The organism is Pseudomonas sp. H11T01 (assembly GCF_048515765.1).
GTDB lineage: Bacteria > Pseudomonadota > Gammaproteobacteria > Pseudomonadales > Pseudomonadaceae > Aquipseudomonas.
Window position 1 is genome coordinate 74,822 of record NZ_JBLYED010000019.1, and the last position, 15,563, is coordinate 90,384.

At 57.9% G+C, this 15,563-nt stretch carries 19 protein-coding genes; 10 read left to right on the forward strand and 9 right to left on the reverse strand.

What is annotated here, in order from left to right; all coding sequences use genetic code 11:
• From ptsN to ACN1C3_RS23375, 8 genes are all read right to left on the reverse strand, one after another.
• Entirely contained in the window at positions 1-465 is a 465-nt protein-coding gene (ptsN, locus tag ACN1C3_RS23340; protein ID WP_419118108.1) for a PTS IIA-like nitrogen regulatory protein PtsN, read from the reverse strand.
• A 12-nt stretch (positions 466-477) separates the two neighbouring features.
• Positions 478-786: a ribosome hibernation-promoting factor, HPF/YfiA family gene (hpf, locus tag ACN1C3_RS23345; protein WP_150805857.1), complete on the reverse strand. Its 309-nt coding sequence runs from the start codon at positions 784-786 to the stop codon at positions 478-480.
• Between the two features lie 117 nt (positions 787-903).
• Complete coding sequence (locus ACN1C3_RS23350; RefSeq protein ID WP_419118109.1) at positions 904-2,397, reverse strand: RNA polymerase factor sigma-54; 1,494 nt, start codon at positions 2,395-2,397, stop codon at positions 904-906.
• A 183-nt stretch (positions 2,398-2,580) separates the two neighbouring features.
• Positions 2,581-3,306, reverse strand: a complete 726-nt coding sequence (lptB, locus tag ACN1C3_RS23355) for an LPS export ABC transporter ATP-binding protein (protein ID WP_419118110.1) — start codon at positions 3,304-3,306, stop codon at positions 2,581-2,583.
• A complete protein-coding gene (gene lptA, locus ACN1C3_RS23360) occupies positions 3,306-3,851 on the reverse strand; it encodes a lipopolysaccharide transport periplasmic protein LptA (RefSeq protein WP_419118111.1) in 546 nt (181 codons plus the stop codon). Before lptA ends, lptB begins: the two co-directional genes overlap by 1 nt.
• Positions 3,838-4,410, reverse strand: a complete 573-nt coding sequence (lptC, locus tag ACN1C3_RS23365) for an LPS export ABC transporter periplasmic protein LptC (RefSeq protein ID WP_419118112.1) — start codon at positions 4,408-4,410, stop codon at positions 3,838-3,840. The genes lptA and lptC overlap by 14 nt, the downstream gene beginning before the upstream one ends.
• Before the next feature lie 7 nt (positions 4,411-4,417).
• Positions 4,418-4,942, reverse strand: a complete 525-nt coding sequence (locus tag ACN1C3_RS23370) for a KdsC family phosphatase (protein WP_419118113.1) — start codon at positions 4,940-4,942, stop codon at positions 4,418-4,420.
• The gene (locus tag ACN1C3_RS23375) at positions 4,942-5,916 is read right to left on the reverse strand and encodes a KpsF/GutQ family sugar-phosphate isomerase (RefSeq protein ID WP_419118114.1); all 975 of its coding nucleotides are present in this window, start codon (positions 5,914-5,916) and stop codon (positions 4,942-4,944) included. The genes ACN1C3_RS23370 and ACN1C3_RS23375 overlap by 1 nt, the downstream gene beginning before the upstream one ends.
• 277 nt (positions 5,917-6,193) lie before the next feature.
• Between ACN1C3_RS23375 and ACN1C3_RS23380 the strand changes: the two genes are divergently transcribed.
• The 10 genes from ACN1C3_RS23380 to hisC all read left to right on the forward strand — a co-directional run bounded on the left by ACN1C3_RS23380 (position 6,194) and on the right by hisC (position 14,180).
• A complete protein-coding gene (locus ACN1C3_RS23380; protein WP_419118115.1) occupies positions 6,194-7,003 on the forward strand; it encodes an ATP-binding cassette domain-containing protein in 810 nt (269 codons plus the stop codon).
• On the forward strand, positions 7,003-7,800 hold the full coding sequence (gene mlaE / locus ACN1C3_RS23385) for a lipid asymmetry maintenance ABC transporter permease subunit MlaE (protein WP_419118116.1): 798 nt from the start codon (positions 7,003-7,005) through the stop codon (positions 7,798-7,800). The genes ACN1C3_RS23380 and mlaE overlap by 1 nt, the downstream gene beginning before the upstream one ends.
• On the forward strand, positions 7,800-8,267 hold the full coding sequence (mlaD, locus tag ACN1C3_RS23390) for an outer membrane lipid asymmetry maintenance protein MlaD (RefSeq protein WP_419118117.1): 468 nt from the start codon (positions 7,800-7,802) through the stop codon (positions 8,265-8,267). Before mlaE ends, mlaD begins: the two co-directional genes overlap by 1 nt.
• Positions 8,268-8,278: 11 nt before the next feature.
• Positions 8,279-8,935: an MlaC/ttg2D family ABC transporter substrate-binding protein gene (locus ACN1C3_RS23395; RefSeq protein WP_419118118.1), complete on the forward strand. Its 657-nt coding sequence runs from the start codon at positions 8,279-8,281 to the stop codon at positions 8,933-8,935.
• On the forward strand, positions 8,932-9,237 hold the full coding sequence (locus ACN1C3_RS23400; RefSeq protein WP_419118119.1) for an STAS domain-containing protein: 306 nt from the start codon (positions 8,932-8,934) through the stop codon (positions 9,235-9,237). The genes ACN1C3_RS23395 and ACN1C3_RS23400 overlap by 4 nt, the downstream gene beginning before the upstream one ends.
• 114 nt (positions 9,238-9,351) lie before the next feature.
• Positions 9,352-9,603, forward strand: a complete 252-nt coding sequence (locus tag ACN1C3_RS23405; RefSeq protein WP_095077854.1) for a BolA family protein — start codon at positions 9,352-9,354, stop codon at positions 9,601-9,603.
• Between the two features lie 22 nt (positions 9,604-9,625).
• Entirely contained in the window at positions 9,626-10,891 is a 1,266-nt protein-coding gene (murA, locus tag ACN1C3_RS23410; protein WP_419118120.1) for a UDP-N-acetylglucosamine 1-carboxyvinyltransferase, read from the forward strand.
• Positions 10,892-11,027: 136 nt separating this feature from the next.
• Positions 11,028-11,663, forward strand: a complete 636-nt coding sequence (gene hisG, locus ACN1C3_RS23415; protein WP_150805872.1) for an ATP phosphoribosyltransferase — start codon at positions 11,028-11,030, stop codon at positions 11,661-11,663.
• Positions 11,664-11,787: 124 nt separating this feature from the next.
• Positions 11,788-13,131: a histidinol dehydrogenase gene (gene hisD / locus ACN1C3_RS23420; RefSeq protein WP_419118121.1), complete on the forward strand. Its 1,344-nt coding sequence runs from the start codon at positions 11,788-11,790 to the stop codon at positions 13,129-13,131.
• A complete protein-coding gene (gene hisC / locus ACN1C3_RS23425; RefSeq protein ID WP_419118122.1) occupies positions 13,128-14,180 on the forward strand; it encodes a histidinol-phosphate transaminase in 1,053 nt (350 codons plus the stop codon). Before hisD ends, hisC begins: the two co-directional genes overlap by 4 nt.
• A 150-nt stretch (positions 14,181-14,330) precedes the next feature.
• On the opposite strand, the gene algW is transcribed toward hisC, so the two are convergent.
• Complete coding sequence (algW, locus tag ACN1C3_RS23430) at positions 14,331-15,485, reverse strand: Do family serine endopeptidase AlgW (RefSeq protein WP_419118123.1); 1,155 nt, start codon at positions 15,483-15,485, stop codon at positions 14,331-14,333.
• Positions 15,486-15,563 lie beyond the last annotated feature (78 nt).

The following is a 15,563-nucleotide window of genomic DNA, read 5'->3' on the forward strand; positions in this document are numbered from 1 at the left end:
TTAGTGACCGTTCTGCTCGTCCAGGACAACCTGGTACAGGGCTTCATTGGTTGCGGCGCTGCGAAGTTTTTCGCGCACTTCCTTGCGGTCCAGCATGCTGGCAATCTGCCGGAGCAGTTCCAGGTGCGCATCGGTAGCGGCTTGCGGGACCAGCAGGACAAACAGCAGGTCGACCGGGGCACCATCGATGGCGTCGAAATCTATGGGGGCGTCCAGGTGCATCAAGGCACTGATGGGCGACTCGCAGCCTTTGAGGCGGCAGTGGGGAATGGCGATGCCGTTGCCAAAACCGGTGGAACCGAGTTTTTCACGGGCAATCAGACTCTCGAAGACATCTTGCATCTCCAGATCCGGCACTTCGCGGCTGATCAGGTTGGCAATTTGTTCAAGGGCGCGCTTTTTACTGCCGCCCGGCACGTTCACCAAAGAACGGCCGGGGGTCAGGATGTTTTCAAGTCGGATCATGGGTTGGGAGTGTTAACGACCTGTTGCGCCCTGGAGGACACTTTGGGTCTTTTCCTTATGCTTTTTGAGTTGGCGATCCAGCTTGTCGGTGAGTGCGTCGATCGCCGCATACATGTCTTCATGCTCGGCGTTGGCGACCACTTCATTGCCGGGGATATGCAAGGTAGCTTCGATTTTCTGCTTCAGCTTCTCGACCGTCATCGTGACTTGCACGTTAGTGATCTTGTCGAAATGCCTTTCCAATCGCTCAAGCTTTTCGCCGATGTAGGCGCGCAGAGGTTCGGTCACTTCCAGTTGGTGTCCACTGATGTTGACTTGCATACAGCTTCTCCTTCGTTGCCAGTGCATAAGGCGGCAGGCTGGTTTGCCTGCCACTAGGCTGTGTCCGAAAACTTTCTGGGTTTTCAAACACACCCTGGAACGCTGTGGCGTGGCCCGTTACATCAACCGCTTGCGTTCGCTCGAAGGCGCGATTCCAAGGGATTCGCGGTACTTGGCGACGGTGCGGCGGGCTACCTGAATGCCTTGTGCCTCCAGTAAACCAGCGATCTTGCTGTCACTCAACGGCTTTTTCTGATTTTCCGCGGCAACCAGTTTTTTGATGATCGCGCGGATCGCCGTGGACGAGCATTCACCGCCTTCAGAGGTACTTACGTGGCTGGAGAAAAAGTATTTCAGTTCGTAGATACCGCGCGGGGTATGCATGAATTTTTGCGTGGTGACCCGCGAAATCGTCGACTCGTGCATGCCGACCGCCTCGGCGATGTCATGCAGCACCAGCGGTTTCATCGCCTCATCGCCGTACTCGAGAAAGCCGCGCTGATGCTCGACGATCTGGGTGGCAACTTTCATCAGGGTTTCGTTGCGACTTTGCAGGCTCTTGATGAACCAGCGGGCTTCCTGCAACTGGTTGCGCATGAAGGTGTTGTCGGCGCTGGTGTCGGCGCGACGCACGAAACCGGCGTACTGCGGGTTGACCCGCAGGCGTGGCACGGATTCCTGATTAAGCTCTACCAGCCAGCGTTCGTTGTCCTTGCGCACGATCACGTCAGGGACGACGTATTCGGCTTCACTGGACTCGATTTGCGAGCCCGGGCGCGGGTTGAGGCTTTGCACCAGCTCGATGATCTGGCGCAGCTCGTCTTCCTTAAGCTTCATGCGGCGCATCAGCTGACTGTAGTCGCGGCTACCGAGCAGGTCGATGAAGTCGATGACCAGGCGTTTTGCCTCAGTCAGCCAAGGTGTTTTGGCTGGCAATTGGCGCAGTTGCAGCAACAGGCACTCGCCCAGGTTGCGCGCACCGATGCCGGCCGGCTCGAATTGTTGGATGCGATGCAGGACGGCTTCAATCTCGTCTAGTTCGATGTCCAGTTCCGGGTCGAAGGCTTCAAGGATTTCCTCGAGGGTCTCGTCCAGGTAGCCCTGATTGTTGATGCAGTCGATCAGGGTTACGGCGATCAGGCGATCGGTGTCGGACATAGGCGCGAGGTTGAGTTGCCAGAGCAAATGGCTCTGCAGGCTCTCACCAGCCGATGTGCGGGTGGTGAAGTCCCACTCGTCGTCATCGTTGCTCGGCAGGCTGCTGGCGCTGGTCTGGTAGACATCTTCCCAGGCAGTGTCGACCGGCAGTTCGTTAGGGATACGCTCGTTCCAGTCGCCTTCCTCGAGGTTATCCACTGTCGGGGCGGATTCCTGGTAGGAAGGTTCCTGAACATCTGCGTTGGGTTTCTGCTCGACGTTGTCGGCCAGAGGGTCGGTGTTATCGAAGTCGTCGCCCTCTTCCTGGCGTTCGAGCATCGGATTGGACTCCAGTGCCTCCTGAATTTCCTGTTGCAGGTCCAGGGTCGACAATTGGAGCAGGCGGATGGCCTGTTGCAGCTGCGGTGTCATCGTCAGCTGCTGGCCCATTCTCAAGACTAGCGATGGTTTCATGGCAGGGGCTTAACACCTTATTCGCCGGCGCGCATGCGCCATCCACTACAGGGCGCCGAAGCGCCAAACATAAGCAAATTATATGCCTGAAACTGGAGTGTTTGCCTAGAGCGCTGTAACAATAAAATTTTAAAGGATCTTATTGCTACCGACGCTCTGGCGACTAGCCAGGCACCTCAACGCTTACAGGCGGAACTCATGGCCCAGATACACTTCCTTGACCAGTTCGTTGGCCAGGATGGTTTCTGAATCGCCTTCGGCAATCAGTTGGCCGTCATTGACGATGTAAGCGGTCTCGCAGATATCCAGGGTTTCACGGACGTTGTGGTCGGTGATCAGTACGCCGATGCCCTTGGCCTTCAAGTGATAAATGATCTGCTTGATGTCGCCCACGGAGATCGGGTCCACACCGGCAAAAGGTTCGTCGAGCAGGATGAACTTCGGTGCGGTGGCCAAGGCGCGGGCGATTTCCACGCGGCGGCGTTCACCACCGGAGAGGCTCATGCCGAGGTTGTCGCGAATGTGGCTGATGTGGAACTCCTGCAGCAGGCTTTCCAGCTCCTTGCGACGGCCGGCCTTGTCGAGCTCCTTGCGGGTCTCGAGAATGGCCATGATGTTGTCGGCTACCGACAGTTTGCGGAAGATCGATGCTTCTTGCGGAAGATAGCCGATACCTGCCCGTGCACGACCGTGCATCGGCTGGTGGCTGACATCCAGGTCGTCGATCAGGACGCGGCCCTGATCGGCCTGAACCAGTCCGACAATCATGTAGAAACAGGTGGTCTTGCCGGCGCCGTTAGGGCCGAGCAGGCCGACGATCTGGCCGCTGTCGATGGACAGACTGACGTCGCGCACGACCTGACGGCTCTTGTAGCTCTTGGCCAAATGCTGAGCTTTCAGAGTTGCCATTACTGGGCCTTCTGCTCGTCGGTTTTCTTTTTCGGCTGGATGACCATGTCGATCCGCGGGCGTGGAGCCGTGACCGAAGTGCCGGTGGCGCGGCCGGCGTTAGCGACCTGCTTGACGGTGTCGTAGACGATTTTTTCGCCTTCGGTGGTGTTGCCTTCGTTGATCACCTTGGCCCTGTCGATCAGCACGATCCGGTTTTGCGCGGCGTGATACTGAATGGTCACGGCATAACCCTGGACAGGCTTTGGATCTGTCGCCTTCTGCAGCTGTTCGAAGTAAGCCAGGTTGCCCACCGAGGTCACCACGTCGATTTCGCCTGCCGGGGTGCGGGTGATGGTCACGGTATTGCCGGTGATCTTCATCGAACCCTGAGTGATGATGACGTCGCCTTTGTAAGTGGCTATGCCTTGTTTGTCATCGAGTTGGGCGTCGTCGGCCTGAATGCGGATGGGTTGCTGGCTATCAGTCGGCAGAGCCCAGGCGCTCACGCTTCCCAGTGCTGCGCTCAGGCTGAGCAAAATAGGGAGGGTTTTAACGAGCCTCATACTGTCCTCTTACGTTCGATAGCAGGTGCATCCTGCCTTCTTCCAAATACGCTTTCATTCCCTTGCCCGTAGACACGCCACCGGCGCCGTCGATTCTAACGGCTTGCTCGGTCTGCGCATATTGCTTCTGAGGGAATACAGTCATACGACTACTGGTAATAATCGTCGCGCGGTTTTTCTCATCGGTACGTGCAATACGTACTGAATCAATCAATTCAACTTCAGTGCCGTCCGGATTGACCTCGCCGCGTTCGCTCTGGACGTGCCAGGGGAATGTCGTGCCGCGATACATTTGCAGGTCGGGCTTGGTCAGCAACGTCACTTCAGTTGCTTTCAGGTGTTCGACCTTGTCGGAAGTCATTTCGTACTGCAACTTGCCATCGGGCAGGAACTGTACGCTGTGGGCGTTGATGGCGTAGTAGTCAATGGCGCTTTCGTCGACGACCGCCGTCGGCCGCTCCATAAAGCGTTCCGGGCTGATGTTCCAGTAGCCAACGGCCGCGAACAGGGCGGCGATGACTCCGAAAATCAAAATGTTGCGAATCTTTTTGATCGACATAGGGACTCTACAGGTAGGCGGCGTTGGCCGCTTCAAGGCTGCCTTGGGCGCGCAGGATCAACTCGCAAAATTCGCGTGCCGCCCCTTCGCCACCACGGGCCTGTGTAATGCCGTGCGCATGTTCACGGACGAAACTGGCGGCGTTGGCAACAGCCATGCCCAGGCCGACGCGACGAATCACCGGCAGGTCGGGCAGATCGTCACCGAGGTAGGCGACTTGTTCATAGCTTAGGTTGAGTTGAGCAAGAAGCTCGTCGAGTACGACCAGTTTGTCTTCGCGGCCCTGATAAAGATGGGGGATGCCGAGATTTTTCGCGCGACGCTCGACCACTGGGGTCTTGCGGCCGCTGATAATAGCCGTTTGCACACCCGTGGCCATCAGCATCTTGATGCCTTGGCCGTCGAGGGTGTTGAAGGTTTTGAACTCGCTGCCGTCTTCGAGAAAGTACAGGCGACCATCAGTCAGCACACCATCGACGTCGAAAACCGCCAGTTTGATGTTTTTGCCGCGTTGCAACAGATCGGTATTCATTACATTACTCCCGCACGCAGCAAGTCATGCATATTCAAAGCGCCAACCGGGCGATCATCGCTGTCGACCACCACCAGTGCGTTGATCTTATTGTCTTCCATGATCTTCAGGGCTTGGGCTGCGAGCATTTCGGCACGGGCGGTCTTGCCGTGGGCGGTCATCACTTCATCGATGGTGGCGCTGTGGATGTCAATGGAGCGATCCAGTGTGCGACGCAAATCACCGTCAGTGAAAATCCCGGCCAGACGTCCGTCGGCCTCAAGCACCATTGTCATGCCAAGACCTTTGCGGGTCATTTCCATCAATGCTTCTTTCAGCAGGGTGCCACGCTGCACTTGAGGCAGTTCCGTGCCTGCATGCATGACGTTTTCCACTTTCAGCAACAGGCGACGACCCAGGGCGCCGCCCGGGTGGGAGAAGGCGAAGTCTTCGGCGGTAAAACCCCGTGCTTCAAGCAAGGCGACCGCCAATGCGTCGCCCATTACCAGGGCGGCGGTGGTCGAGGACGTCGGAGCCAGGTTCAGCGGGCAGGCTTCGTGCTCGACATTTACATTTAGATTGACCTCGGCGGTCTTGGCCAGCACTGAATCAGGATTACCGGTCATGCTGATCAACTGAATGCCCATGCGCTTGATCAGCGGCAGCAGGGTGACGATTTCATTGGTGGAGCCGGAGTTGGACAACGCGAGGATGATGTCATCGCGGGTAATCATGCCCATGTCACCGTGGCTGGCTTCTGCCGGGTGGACAAAAAATGCCGTGGTGCCGGTGCTGGCCAGAGTCGCAGCAATTTTGTTGCCGATGTGCCCGGACTTACCCATGCCGACCACAACCACGCGGCCTTTGCTGGCCAGAATCATCTCGCAAGCGCGTACGAAGTCTGCATCGATATGGGCCAGCAAGCCTTCTACGGCCTCCAGCTCGAGGCGGACTGTGCGTTGTGCTGATTGAATCAGGTCACTGGATTGGCTCATGACAGAAGTCGTATACCCTGGTGAAAAGGCGGCGATTATAACGGTAATGATCAATTCCCTCACGCTAGTTCGTCAGGCATTGTTTTGCTACAACTCCTTGAACCGTTCTATTTGCCTGCTTTTCGCCTGTCTTGACCCTGAACTGGCACGGCTTCGGCCTTGGGCGCTCCGCATCAGCAGTGATATAGTTCGCCGCCAGTTCGGCCTGCCCAGGATGTATGTGCTTCCGGTAGGGAGCCAGGCGTCCGAGTGAGAGGCTGCATCGCAAGGAGTTTAGATGAGTGCCGATAACGCCTACGCGGTCGAGCTGAAGGGACTGTCCTTCAAGCGCGGTACGCGCAGCATCTTCAATAACGTTGATATTCGTATTCCGCGGGGAAAGGTCACCGGCATCATGGGACCTTCCGGCTGCGGCAAAACCACACTGTTACGCCTGATGGGTGCGCAGTTGCGGCCCAGTGGCGGCGAAGTTTGGGTCAATGGGCAGAATCTGCCGAAGCTTTCGCGTAGCGACCTGTTCGACGCGCGCAAGCAAATGGGCGTGTTGTTTCAGAGCGGTGCACTGTTCACGGACCTGGACGTTTTCGAGAACGTCGCGTTTCCGTTGCGCGTTCATACCCAATTACCCGATGAAATGATCCGCGACATCGTTCTGCTGAAATTGCAGGCGGTTGGGCTGCGGGGTGCCATCGATCTGATGCCCGACGAATTGTCGGGCGGCATGAAGCGTCGCGTCGCATTGGCGCGAGCCATTGCCCTCGATCCGCAAATTCTCATGTATGACGAGCCCTTTGTCGGGCAGGACCCTATCGCTATGGGCGTGCTGGTGCGCCTCATCCGTCTGCTCAACGACGCGCTGGGGATCACCAGTATTGTGGTTTCCCACGATTTGGCCGAAACCGCGAGCATTGCCGATTACCTGTATGTGGTCGGTGATGGACAGGTGTTGGGGCAGGGGACTCCTGAGGAGTTGATGAACACCGACAACCCGCGCATTCGTCAATTCATGAAAGGCGATCCGGACGGCCCGGTACCGTTCCACTTTCCGGCGCCGGATTACCGCGCAGATCTTCTGGGGAAGCGCTGATGCGCAAGAAATCACTAATAGAGAGGGTTCGCCTCTTCGGTCGCTCAGCTATCGACATTGTCGAGGTGTTGGGGCGTTCGACGCTGTTTCTGTTTCATGCTCTGCTCGGTCGTGGCGGCATTGGAGGCAGTTTCGGCTTGCTGGTCAAGCAATTGCACTCGGTGGGTGTGATGTCCCTGGTGATCATTGTGGTCTCCGGGATATTCATCGGTATGGTGCTGGCGCTGCAAGGCTTCAATATCCTGTCCGGTTACGGTTCGGAGCAGGCGGTCGGGCAGATGGTTGCGCTGACGTTGCTGCGTGAGCTGGGGCCGGTGGTTACGGCCTTGCTGTTCGCCGGGCGTGCGGGTTCGGCCTTGACTGCCGAAATCGGCAACATGAAGTCCACCGAGCAACTCTCCAGTCTGGAAATGATTGGCGTGGACCCGCTCAAGTACATCATCGCCCCGCGCCTCTGGGCGGGTTTCATTTCCCTGCCGGTGCTGGCGATGATTTTCAGCGTGGTGGGGATTTGGGGCGGTTCCTGGGTGGCTGTCGACTGGCTTGGCGTGTATGAAGGTTCCTACTGGTCGAACATGCAAAATAGCGTGACGTTCAACGGTGACGTGCTCAATGGCATCATTAAAAGCATCGTCTTCGCTTTTGTAGTGACCTGGATTGCTGTTTTTCAAGGCTATGACTGTGAGCCCACATCCGAGGGGATCAGTCGTGCCACCACCAAGACCGTGGTGTATGCCTCATTGGCCATTCTCGGCCTCGACTTTATTCTGACTGCCTTGATGTTTGGAGATTTCTGATGCAAAACCGCACCCTGGAAATCGGTGTCGGCCTTTTCTTGCTGGCTGGCATTCTGGCTTTGCTGCTGCTTGCCTTGCGGGTCAGTGGACTGTCCCCGGCCGCGAGCGGCGACACTTATAAACTTTATGCGTATTTCGACAATATTGCCGGTTTGACTGTCAGATCCAAAGTGACCATGGCCGGTGTGACCATCGGCAAGGTCACGGCTATAGATCTGGATCGCGACAGTTTCACAGGGAGAGTCACGCTGCAGCTGGAAAAGCGGGTAGATAATCTGCCAATTGACTCCACTGCATCTATCCTGACCTCTGGCCTGTTGGGCGAGAAATACATTGGCCTCAGCGTGGGCGGGGAGGAGACCCTGCTCAAGGATGGTTCCACCATCCATGACACCCAGTCGTCGCTGGTGCTTGAAGACCTGATCGGTAAGTTCCTGCTCAATACCGTTAGCAAAGAAGCCAAATGAGGAGTTTTTTCATGATCTCTACCTTGCGACGTGGCCTGTTGGTATTACTCGCGGCGCTGCCGTTGATGGCTAACGCCGTGGCTGCGCCCTCCGCGCACGATCTGGTACAGGACACCACCAACCGGTTGCTTGCCGATCTGGCGGCTAACAAAGCGAAGTACAAGCAAAACCCAAGTGCGTTCTACGATGCCCTGAACGGTATCGTCGGCCCGGTGGTCGATGCCGACGGTATTTCGCGCAGCATCATGACCGTCAAGTTCTCGCGTAAAGCTACGCCGGAGCAGATGGCGCGCTTTCAGGAAAACTTCAAGCGCAGCCTGATGCAGTTCTATGGCAATGCCCTGCTCGAATACAATAACCAGGGCATTACCGTTTCCCCTGCCAAGGATGAAGGCAAGGACCGCACCACTGTTGATATGCAGGTCAAAGGCAGTAGCGGCTCGATCTATCCGGTTTCCTACACCCTGACCAAAATCCAGGGGGAGTGGAAAGTCCGTAACGTGATCATCAACGGCATCAACATTGGCAAGCTGTTCCGCGATCAGTTCGCTGACGCGATGCAGCGCAATGGCAACGACCTGGACAAGACCATTAATGGTTGGGCCGGTGAAGTCGCCAAAGCCAAGGAAAAAACCGCCGAAGCTGGCGATAAGGCGTCGCAACAATGAGTGAGTCGGCCGTCCTTTTGGGCGAAGCCGGTGAATTGTTGCTCAGTGGCGTGCTGGATTTCCGCACCGGCCCTGGGCTGCGCAAAGAGGGCCAGGCTTTGATCAAATCCAGCACTGCGACTGCGCTGGTGGTCGATTGCTCTGCGGTTGTGAAGTCCAGTAGCGTCGGTTTGTCGCTGCTGTTGGCCTTCATGCGTGATGCAGCGGCTGCAGGCAAGGCGCTGAGCATTCGTGCGCTGCCCGATGACATGCGTGAAATTGCTCAGGTTTCAGGTTTGACCGAGCTGTTGGCGCATCCCTAACTATCATCTATAAAGAGGCCCCCCGTCAGAGTCCTGCTTAGCGGGGTTCGCAGGCGCGGGGCTTTTTTGTATGATGTCCGACCCGTGCGCACAGGGCGCCGATTGAGGTTGAGCATGCAGGCCAACGAAGTGAAGAGCTTTCTTGAAGGAAAGCTGTCCGAGACTCTTCTATCAGTGCAGGTAGAAGTTGAGGGCGAAGGCTGCAACTTTCAGCTGAACGTGATTAGTGACGAACTGGTGGCTTTGAGCCCGGTCAAGCGTCAGCAGAGCATTTATGCCCATTTGAACCCATGGATCGCTGATGGCAGCATCCACGCGGTCACTATGAAATTTTTCAGCAGCGCGGCCTGGGCCGAGCGCACCTGAGCCCAAGGGCGTCGAGATTCTTATGGATAAATTGATTATTACCGGCGGCATTCGTCTTGATGGCGAAATTCGCATCTCCGGGGCAAAGAACTCTGCCCTGCCGATTCTGGCTGCAACCTTGCTGTGCGATGGTCCTGTAACGGTCGCTAACCTGCCGCACCTGCACGACATCACCACCATGATCGAGCTGTTTGGCCGCATGGGCATTGAGCCGGTGATCGACGAAAAACTCAGCGTCGAAATTGATCCACGTACCATCAAAACCCTGATCGCCCCGTACGAACTGGTGAAAACCATGCGTGCCTCGATCCTGGTGCTGGGCCCGATGGTTGCCCGTTTCGGTGAAGCCGAAGTCGCACTGCCTGGCGGTTGCGCCATTGGCTCGCGTCCGGTCGACCTGCACATCCGTGGCCTCGAAGCCATGGGCGCGACCATCGATGTCGAAGGCGGCTACATCAAGGCCAAGGCGCCTGAAGGCGGCCTGCGCGGTGCACACTTCTTCTTTGATACCGTCAGCGTGACCGGTACCGAAAACATCATGATGGCAGCCGCTCTGGCCAAGGGCCGCAGTGTTCTGGCAAACGCCGCTCGCGAGCCTGAAGTCATCGACCTGGCGAACTTCCTGATCGCCATGGGTGCCAAGATCTCTGGTGCCGGCACCGACACCATCACCATCGATGGCGTGGAGCGTCTGCACCCGACGACTTACAAAGTGATGCCGGACCGCATCGAAACCGGTACCTACCTGGTAGCGGCCGCTGTAACTGGCGGCCGTGTGAAGGTCAAGGACACCGATCCGACCATCCTTGAAGCCGTACTGGAAAAACTCAGGGAATCAGGTGCCGAAATCACCTGCGGTGAAGACTGGATCGAGCTGAACATGCACGGCAAGCGGCCAAAAGCCGTCAATGTGCGTACTGCTCCGTACCCGGCGTTCCCGACCGACATGCAGGCGCAGTTCATCTCGCTGAACGCGATTGCCGAAGGTACTGGCGCGGTGATCGAGACCATCTTCGAAAACCGCTTCATGCACGTGTATGAATTGCACCGTATGGGCGCCAAGATCCAGGTCGAAGGCAACACCGCAATCGTTACCGGTACCGAGAAACTCAAAGGCGCGCCAGTTATGGCCACCGACCTGCGGGCTTCGGCCAGCCTGGTCATCTCGGCACTGATCGCCGAAGGCGACACGCTGATCGATCGCATCTACCACATCGACCGTGGTTACGAGTGCATCGAAGAGAAACTGCAGATGCTCGGCGCGAAGATCCGCCGCGTACCGGGCTAGTTTTGGCGTCATGGGCACAAGGATGTGCCCGACAGTTGGTTTCGTTTCAAGTCGAGCCCGTAATGTTCAGGCTCGATGTTTGTCCGGCGCCGTTTGCGACCGGGCATAAGTATCCTGATAAGGACTTACGTTTCCCATGTTGACCATCGCACTGTCCAAGGGCCGCATCCTCGACGACACCCTGCCGCTTCTGGCTGAAGCAGGCATTGTACCGACCGAGAATCCGGACAAGAGCCGCAAGCTGATCATCCCCACGACCCAGGCCGATGTGCGCCTGCTGATCGTGCGCGCCACCGATGTGCCGACCTACGTCGAGCATGGTGCTGCCGACCTCGGCGTGGCCGGTAAAGATGTGTTGATGGAGTACGGTGGCCAAGGCCTGTACGAGCCGTTGGACCTGCGAATTGCCCTGTGCAAGCTGATGACCGCCGGTCGTATTGGTGACGTCGAGCCCAAGGGCCGCCTGCGAGTGGCGACCAAGTTCGTCAACGTCGCCAAGCGTTATTACGCCGAGCAGGGCCGTCAGGTCGACATCATCAAGCTCTACGGCTCGATGGAGCTGGCACCGCTGATCGGTCTGGCGGACAAGATCATCGACGTCGTCGATACCGGTAACACGCTGCGCGCCAATGGCCTGGAACCCCAGGACTTCATTGCCGACATCAGCTCCCGGCTGATCGTTAACAAAGCTTCGATGAAAATGCAGCACGCCCGTATCCAGGCGTTGATCGACACCCTGCGCAAAGCAGTGGAGTCTCGACACCGCGGCTGATTCACCAGCGCGACGTTAAGTCGCGCCCGTCTATCCGCCTCATAGCCAGAATTCTCAGGTGCCCAAGCGGATGGATGGTAGCTTCGGGTACCTGAGTTTTCGCCATTCCTATGAGGCTCTCGCTATGACCGCACCGACTGCAATTCGCCGACTCAACGCTGCTGACCCGGATTTCGCGCATCATCTGGATCATCTGCTGAGCTGGGAAAGTGTGTCTGACGACTCGGTCAATCAGCGGGTGCTGGATATCATCAAAGCCGTGCGCGAACGCGGCGATGCGGCGCTGGTGGAATTCACCCAGCGTTTCGACGGCCTTGAAGTGGCGTCGATGGCGGATCTGATCCTGCCCCGCGAGCGCCTGGAACTGGCCCTGACCCGGATCACCGTGCCCCAGCGTGAAGCCCTGGAAAAAGCCGCTTCGCGGGTGCGCAGCTACCACGAAAAACAGAAACAGGATTCCTGGAGCTACACCGAAGCCGACGGCACGGTGCTGGGCCAGAAGGTCACGCCGCTTGATCGCGCGGGTCTGTATGTACCCGGAGGCAAGGCGTCCTATCCGTCTTCGGTATTAATGAACGCAATTCCGGCCAAGGTCGCAGGCGTGACCGAAGTGGTCATGGTCGTACCGACCCCGCGCGGTGAAATCAACGAGTTGGTGCTGGCCGCAGCCTGCATTGCCGGTGTCGATCGGGTGTTCACCATCGGTGGCGCTCAGGCTGTCGCTGCGTTGGCTTACGGCACCGAAAGCGTGCCTAAGGTCGACAAAGTCGTTGGCCCGGGCAACATCTATGTGGCCACCGCCAAACGCCACGTCTTCGGTCAGGTCGGTATCGACATGATCGCCGGCCCGTCCGAGATTCTGGTGGTCTGCGATGGTCAGACCGATCCGGACTGGATCGCCATGGACCTGTTTTCTCAGGCCGAGCACGATGAAGATGCTCAGGCCATTCTGGTCAGCCCGGATGCCGAGTTCCTCGACAAGGTGGCGGCGAGCATCGCCAAACTGCTGCCGACCATGGACCGCGCCGAGATCATCGAGACCTCGATCAATGGCCGCGGTGCGCTGATTCAAGTCCGCGACATGCAGCAGGCCATTGAAGTGGCCAACCGCATCGCGCCGGAACACCTGGAATTGTCGGTCGCTGATCCGCAGGCCTGGCTGCCGCAGATCCGCCACGCAGGCGCGATCTTCATGGGCCGTCACACCTCGGAGGCCTTGGGTGACTACTGCGCCGGTCCCAACCACGTGTTGCCGACTTCCGGCACCGCGCGTTTCTCATCGCCGCTGGGGGTGTATGACTTCCAGAAGCGTTCGTCGATCATTTTTTGCTCGGAGCAGGGCGCGTCCGAACTGGGCAAGACCGCTTCAGTGTTGGCTCGCGGCGAATCCTTGACCGCCCACGCCCGCAGCGCGGAATACCGAATTATTGCCGAGCTCTCTATTGAAGGGCAGGGGGAAAAAGCATGAGTAAATTCTGGAGTCCCTTCGTCAAGGATCTGGTGCCTTACGTGCCGGGTGAGCAGCCGAAGCTGGCGAAACTGGTCAAGCTCAACACCAACGAAAACCCTTATGGCCCGTCGCCTAAAGCGTTGGCGGCGATGCAGACCGAGCTGAACGACAATCTGCGTCTGTATCCGGATCCGAACAGCGATCTGCTCAAGCAGGCCGTTGCCAAGTACTACGGCGTGCAGAGCAACCAAGTGTTCCTCGGCAACGGCTCCGATGAAGTACTGGCTCATGTTTTCCACGGTTTGCTTCAACACGGTCAACCGCTATTGTTTCCGGACATCAGTTACAGCTTCTATCCGGTGTATTGCGGCCTGTATGGCATTGCGTTCGAAGCGGTCGCGCTGGATGAGCAGTTCCAGATTCGCGTCTCGGACTATGCCAAGCCTAACGGCGGGATTATTTTCCCCAACCCTAACGCACCCACCGGTTGCCTGTTGGCGCTGGACGCGGTCGAGGAAATCCTCAAGGCAAGCCCGGATTCAGTTGTGGTTGTCGACGAGGCTTATATCGATTTCGGCGGCGAGACGGCGATCAGTCTGGTGGATCGTTACCCGAATCTGCTGGTGACTCAGACGTTGTCCAAGTCGCGCTCCCTGGCGGGGCTGCGGGTTGGTCTGGCGGTCGGTCATCCAGACCTGATCGAGGCGCTGGAGCGAATCAAGAACAGTTTCAACTCCTACCCGCTGGATCGTCTGGCGATCGTCGGTGCGGCAGCCGCGTTCGAGGACCGTGAGTACTTCGACAAGACCTGCAAGCGGGTCATCGACAGTCGTGAGCATGTGGTTGAGCAACTGCAAGCGAAGGGGTTTGAAGTGCTGCCGTCGGCGGCGAACTTCATCTTCGCCCGTCATCCGCAACACGACGCGGCCGGTCTGGCAGCCAAACTGCGGGAGCAGGGAGTGATCGTGCGCCATTTCAAACAGGAACGGATTGCCCAGTTCCTGCGCATCACCATCGGCACGCCGGAGCAGAATCAGGCATTGCTCGACGGTCTCGGCGACCTGTAGTTGATTCTGTTTGTTTGATGATTGTTCCCACGCTCCCGCGTGGGAATGCCTCACTGGACGCTCTGCGTCTGCGTTGTGACGCGGAGCGTCACGGGCTGCATTCCCACGCAGAGCATGGGAACGATCATAACGATCATTAGCCGCCAGGGCTTATTCTTCCTCTTTGACAGGTGCTGGCGGTGGACGCAGACCGATTTCCGCCGTGAACTTGAGCTCTTTGCCGTTGCGTATGACCTGAAGGGTGACCTTGTCGGTTGGCTTGATCCGTGCCACCTGGTTCATTGAGCGGCGCCCGTCACCGGCCGGTTCGCCGTCAATGCTGAGGATCACATCACCCAATTGCAGGCCGGCTTTCTGCGCCGGGCCGTCACGGAAAACTCCGGCGACCACAATGCCTGGACGTCCGGAGAGGCCGAAGGATTCTGCCAGTTCCTGCGTCAGAGGCTGCACTTCGATGCCGAGCCAGCCACGGATCACCTGGCCATGCTCGATGATCGACTTCATCACTTCCATGGCCAGTTTGATCGGGATAGCGAAACCGATGCCCTGGGAGCCGCCGGACTTGGAGAAAATCGCCGTGTTGATCCCGGTCAGGTTGCCATTGGCGTCCACCAGTGCACCGCCCGAGTTACCTGGGTTGATCGCGGCGTCGGTCTGGATGAAATCTTCGTAGTTGTTCAGTCCGAGCTGGTTACGTCCGGTGGCGCTGATGATACCCATGGTGACGGTCTGGCCGACGCCGAATGGGTTGCCGATGGCCAGCGCAACATCACCGATGCGGATGTTGTCGGAGCGGCCGACGGTGATCGAGGGTAAATTTTTCAGATCGATTTTCAGGACCGCAAGATCGGTCTCCGGGTCGCTGCCGATCACCCGGGCCAGGGTTTCGCGGCCATCCTTGAGCGCCACTACGATCTGGTCAGCGCCGGTGGTGACGTGGTTGTTGGTCAGCAGGTAGCCTTCTGGGCTCATGATCACACCCGAGCCGAGGCTGGACTCCATGCGTTTCTGCTTGGGCGAGTTATCCCCAAAAAAGCGCCGGAACTGCGGATCCTCGAACAGCGGATGAGCAGGTTTGTTGATCACCTTGGTGGTGTACAGGTTGACCACCGCAGGTGCGGCGATGGTCACGGCATCGGCGTAAGACACCGGTCCCTGTTGAAACGTGGTGGTTTGCGGGGCTTGCTGCATGTTGACGTCAAGGCTCGGCAGCCCGACCCATTGTGGGTAACGCTGAATAATCAGCAACGCAATAAGCACGCCGGCCAACAGCGGCCAACCAAAAAAACGCAGCGCCTTGAGCATTAAGCAAGTCCTGAGAGGTTACGAAGGACCGCGTACGGCCCATAATGTCGCGCATTATAGAGGCGCGCGAGCGTGTCT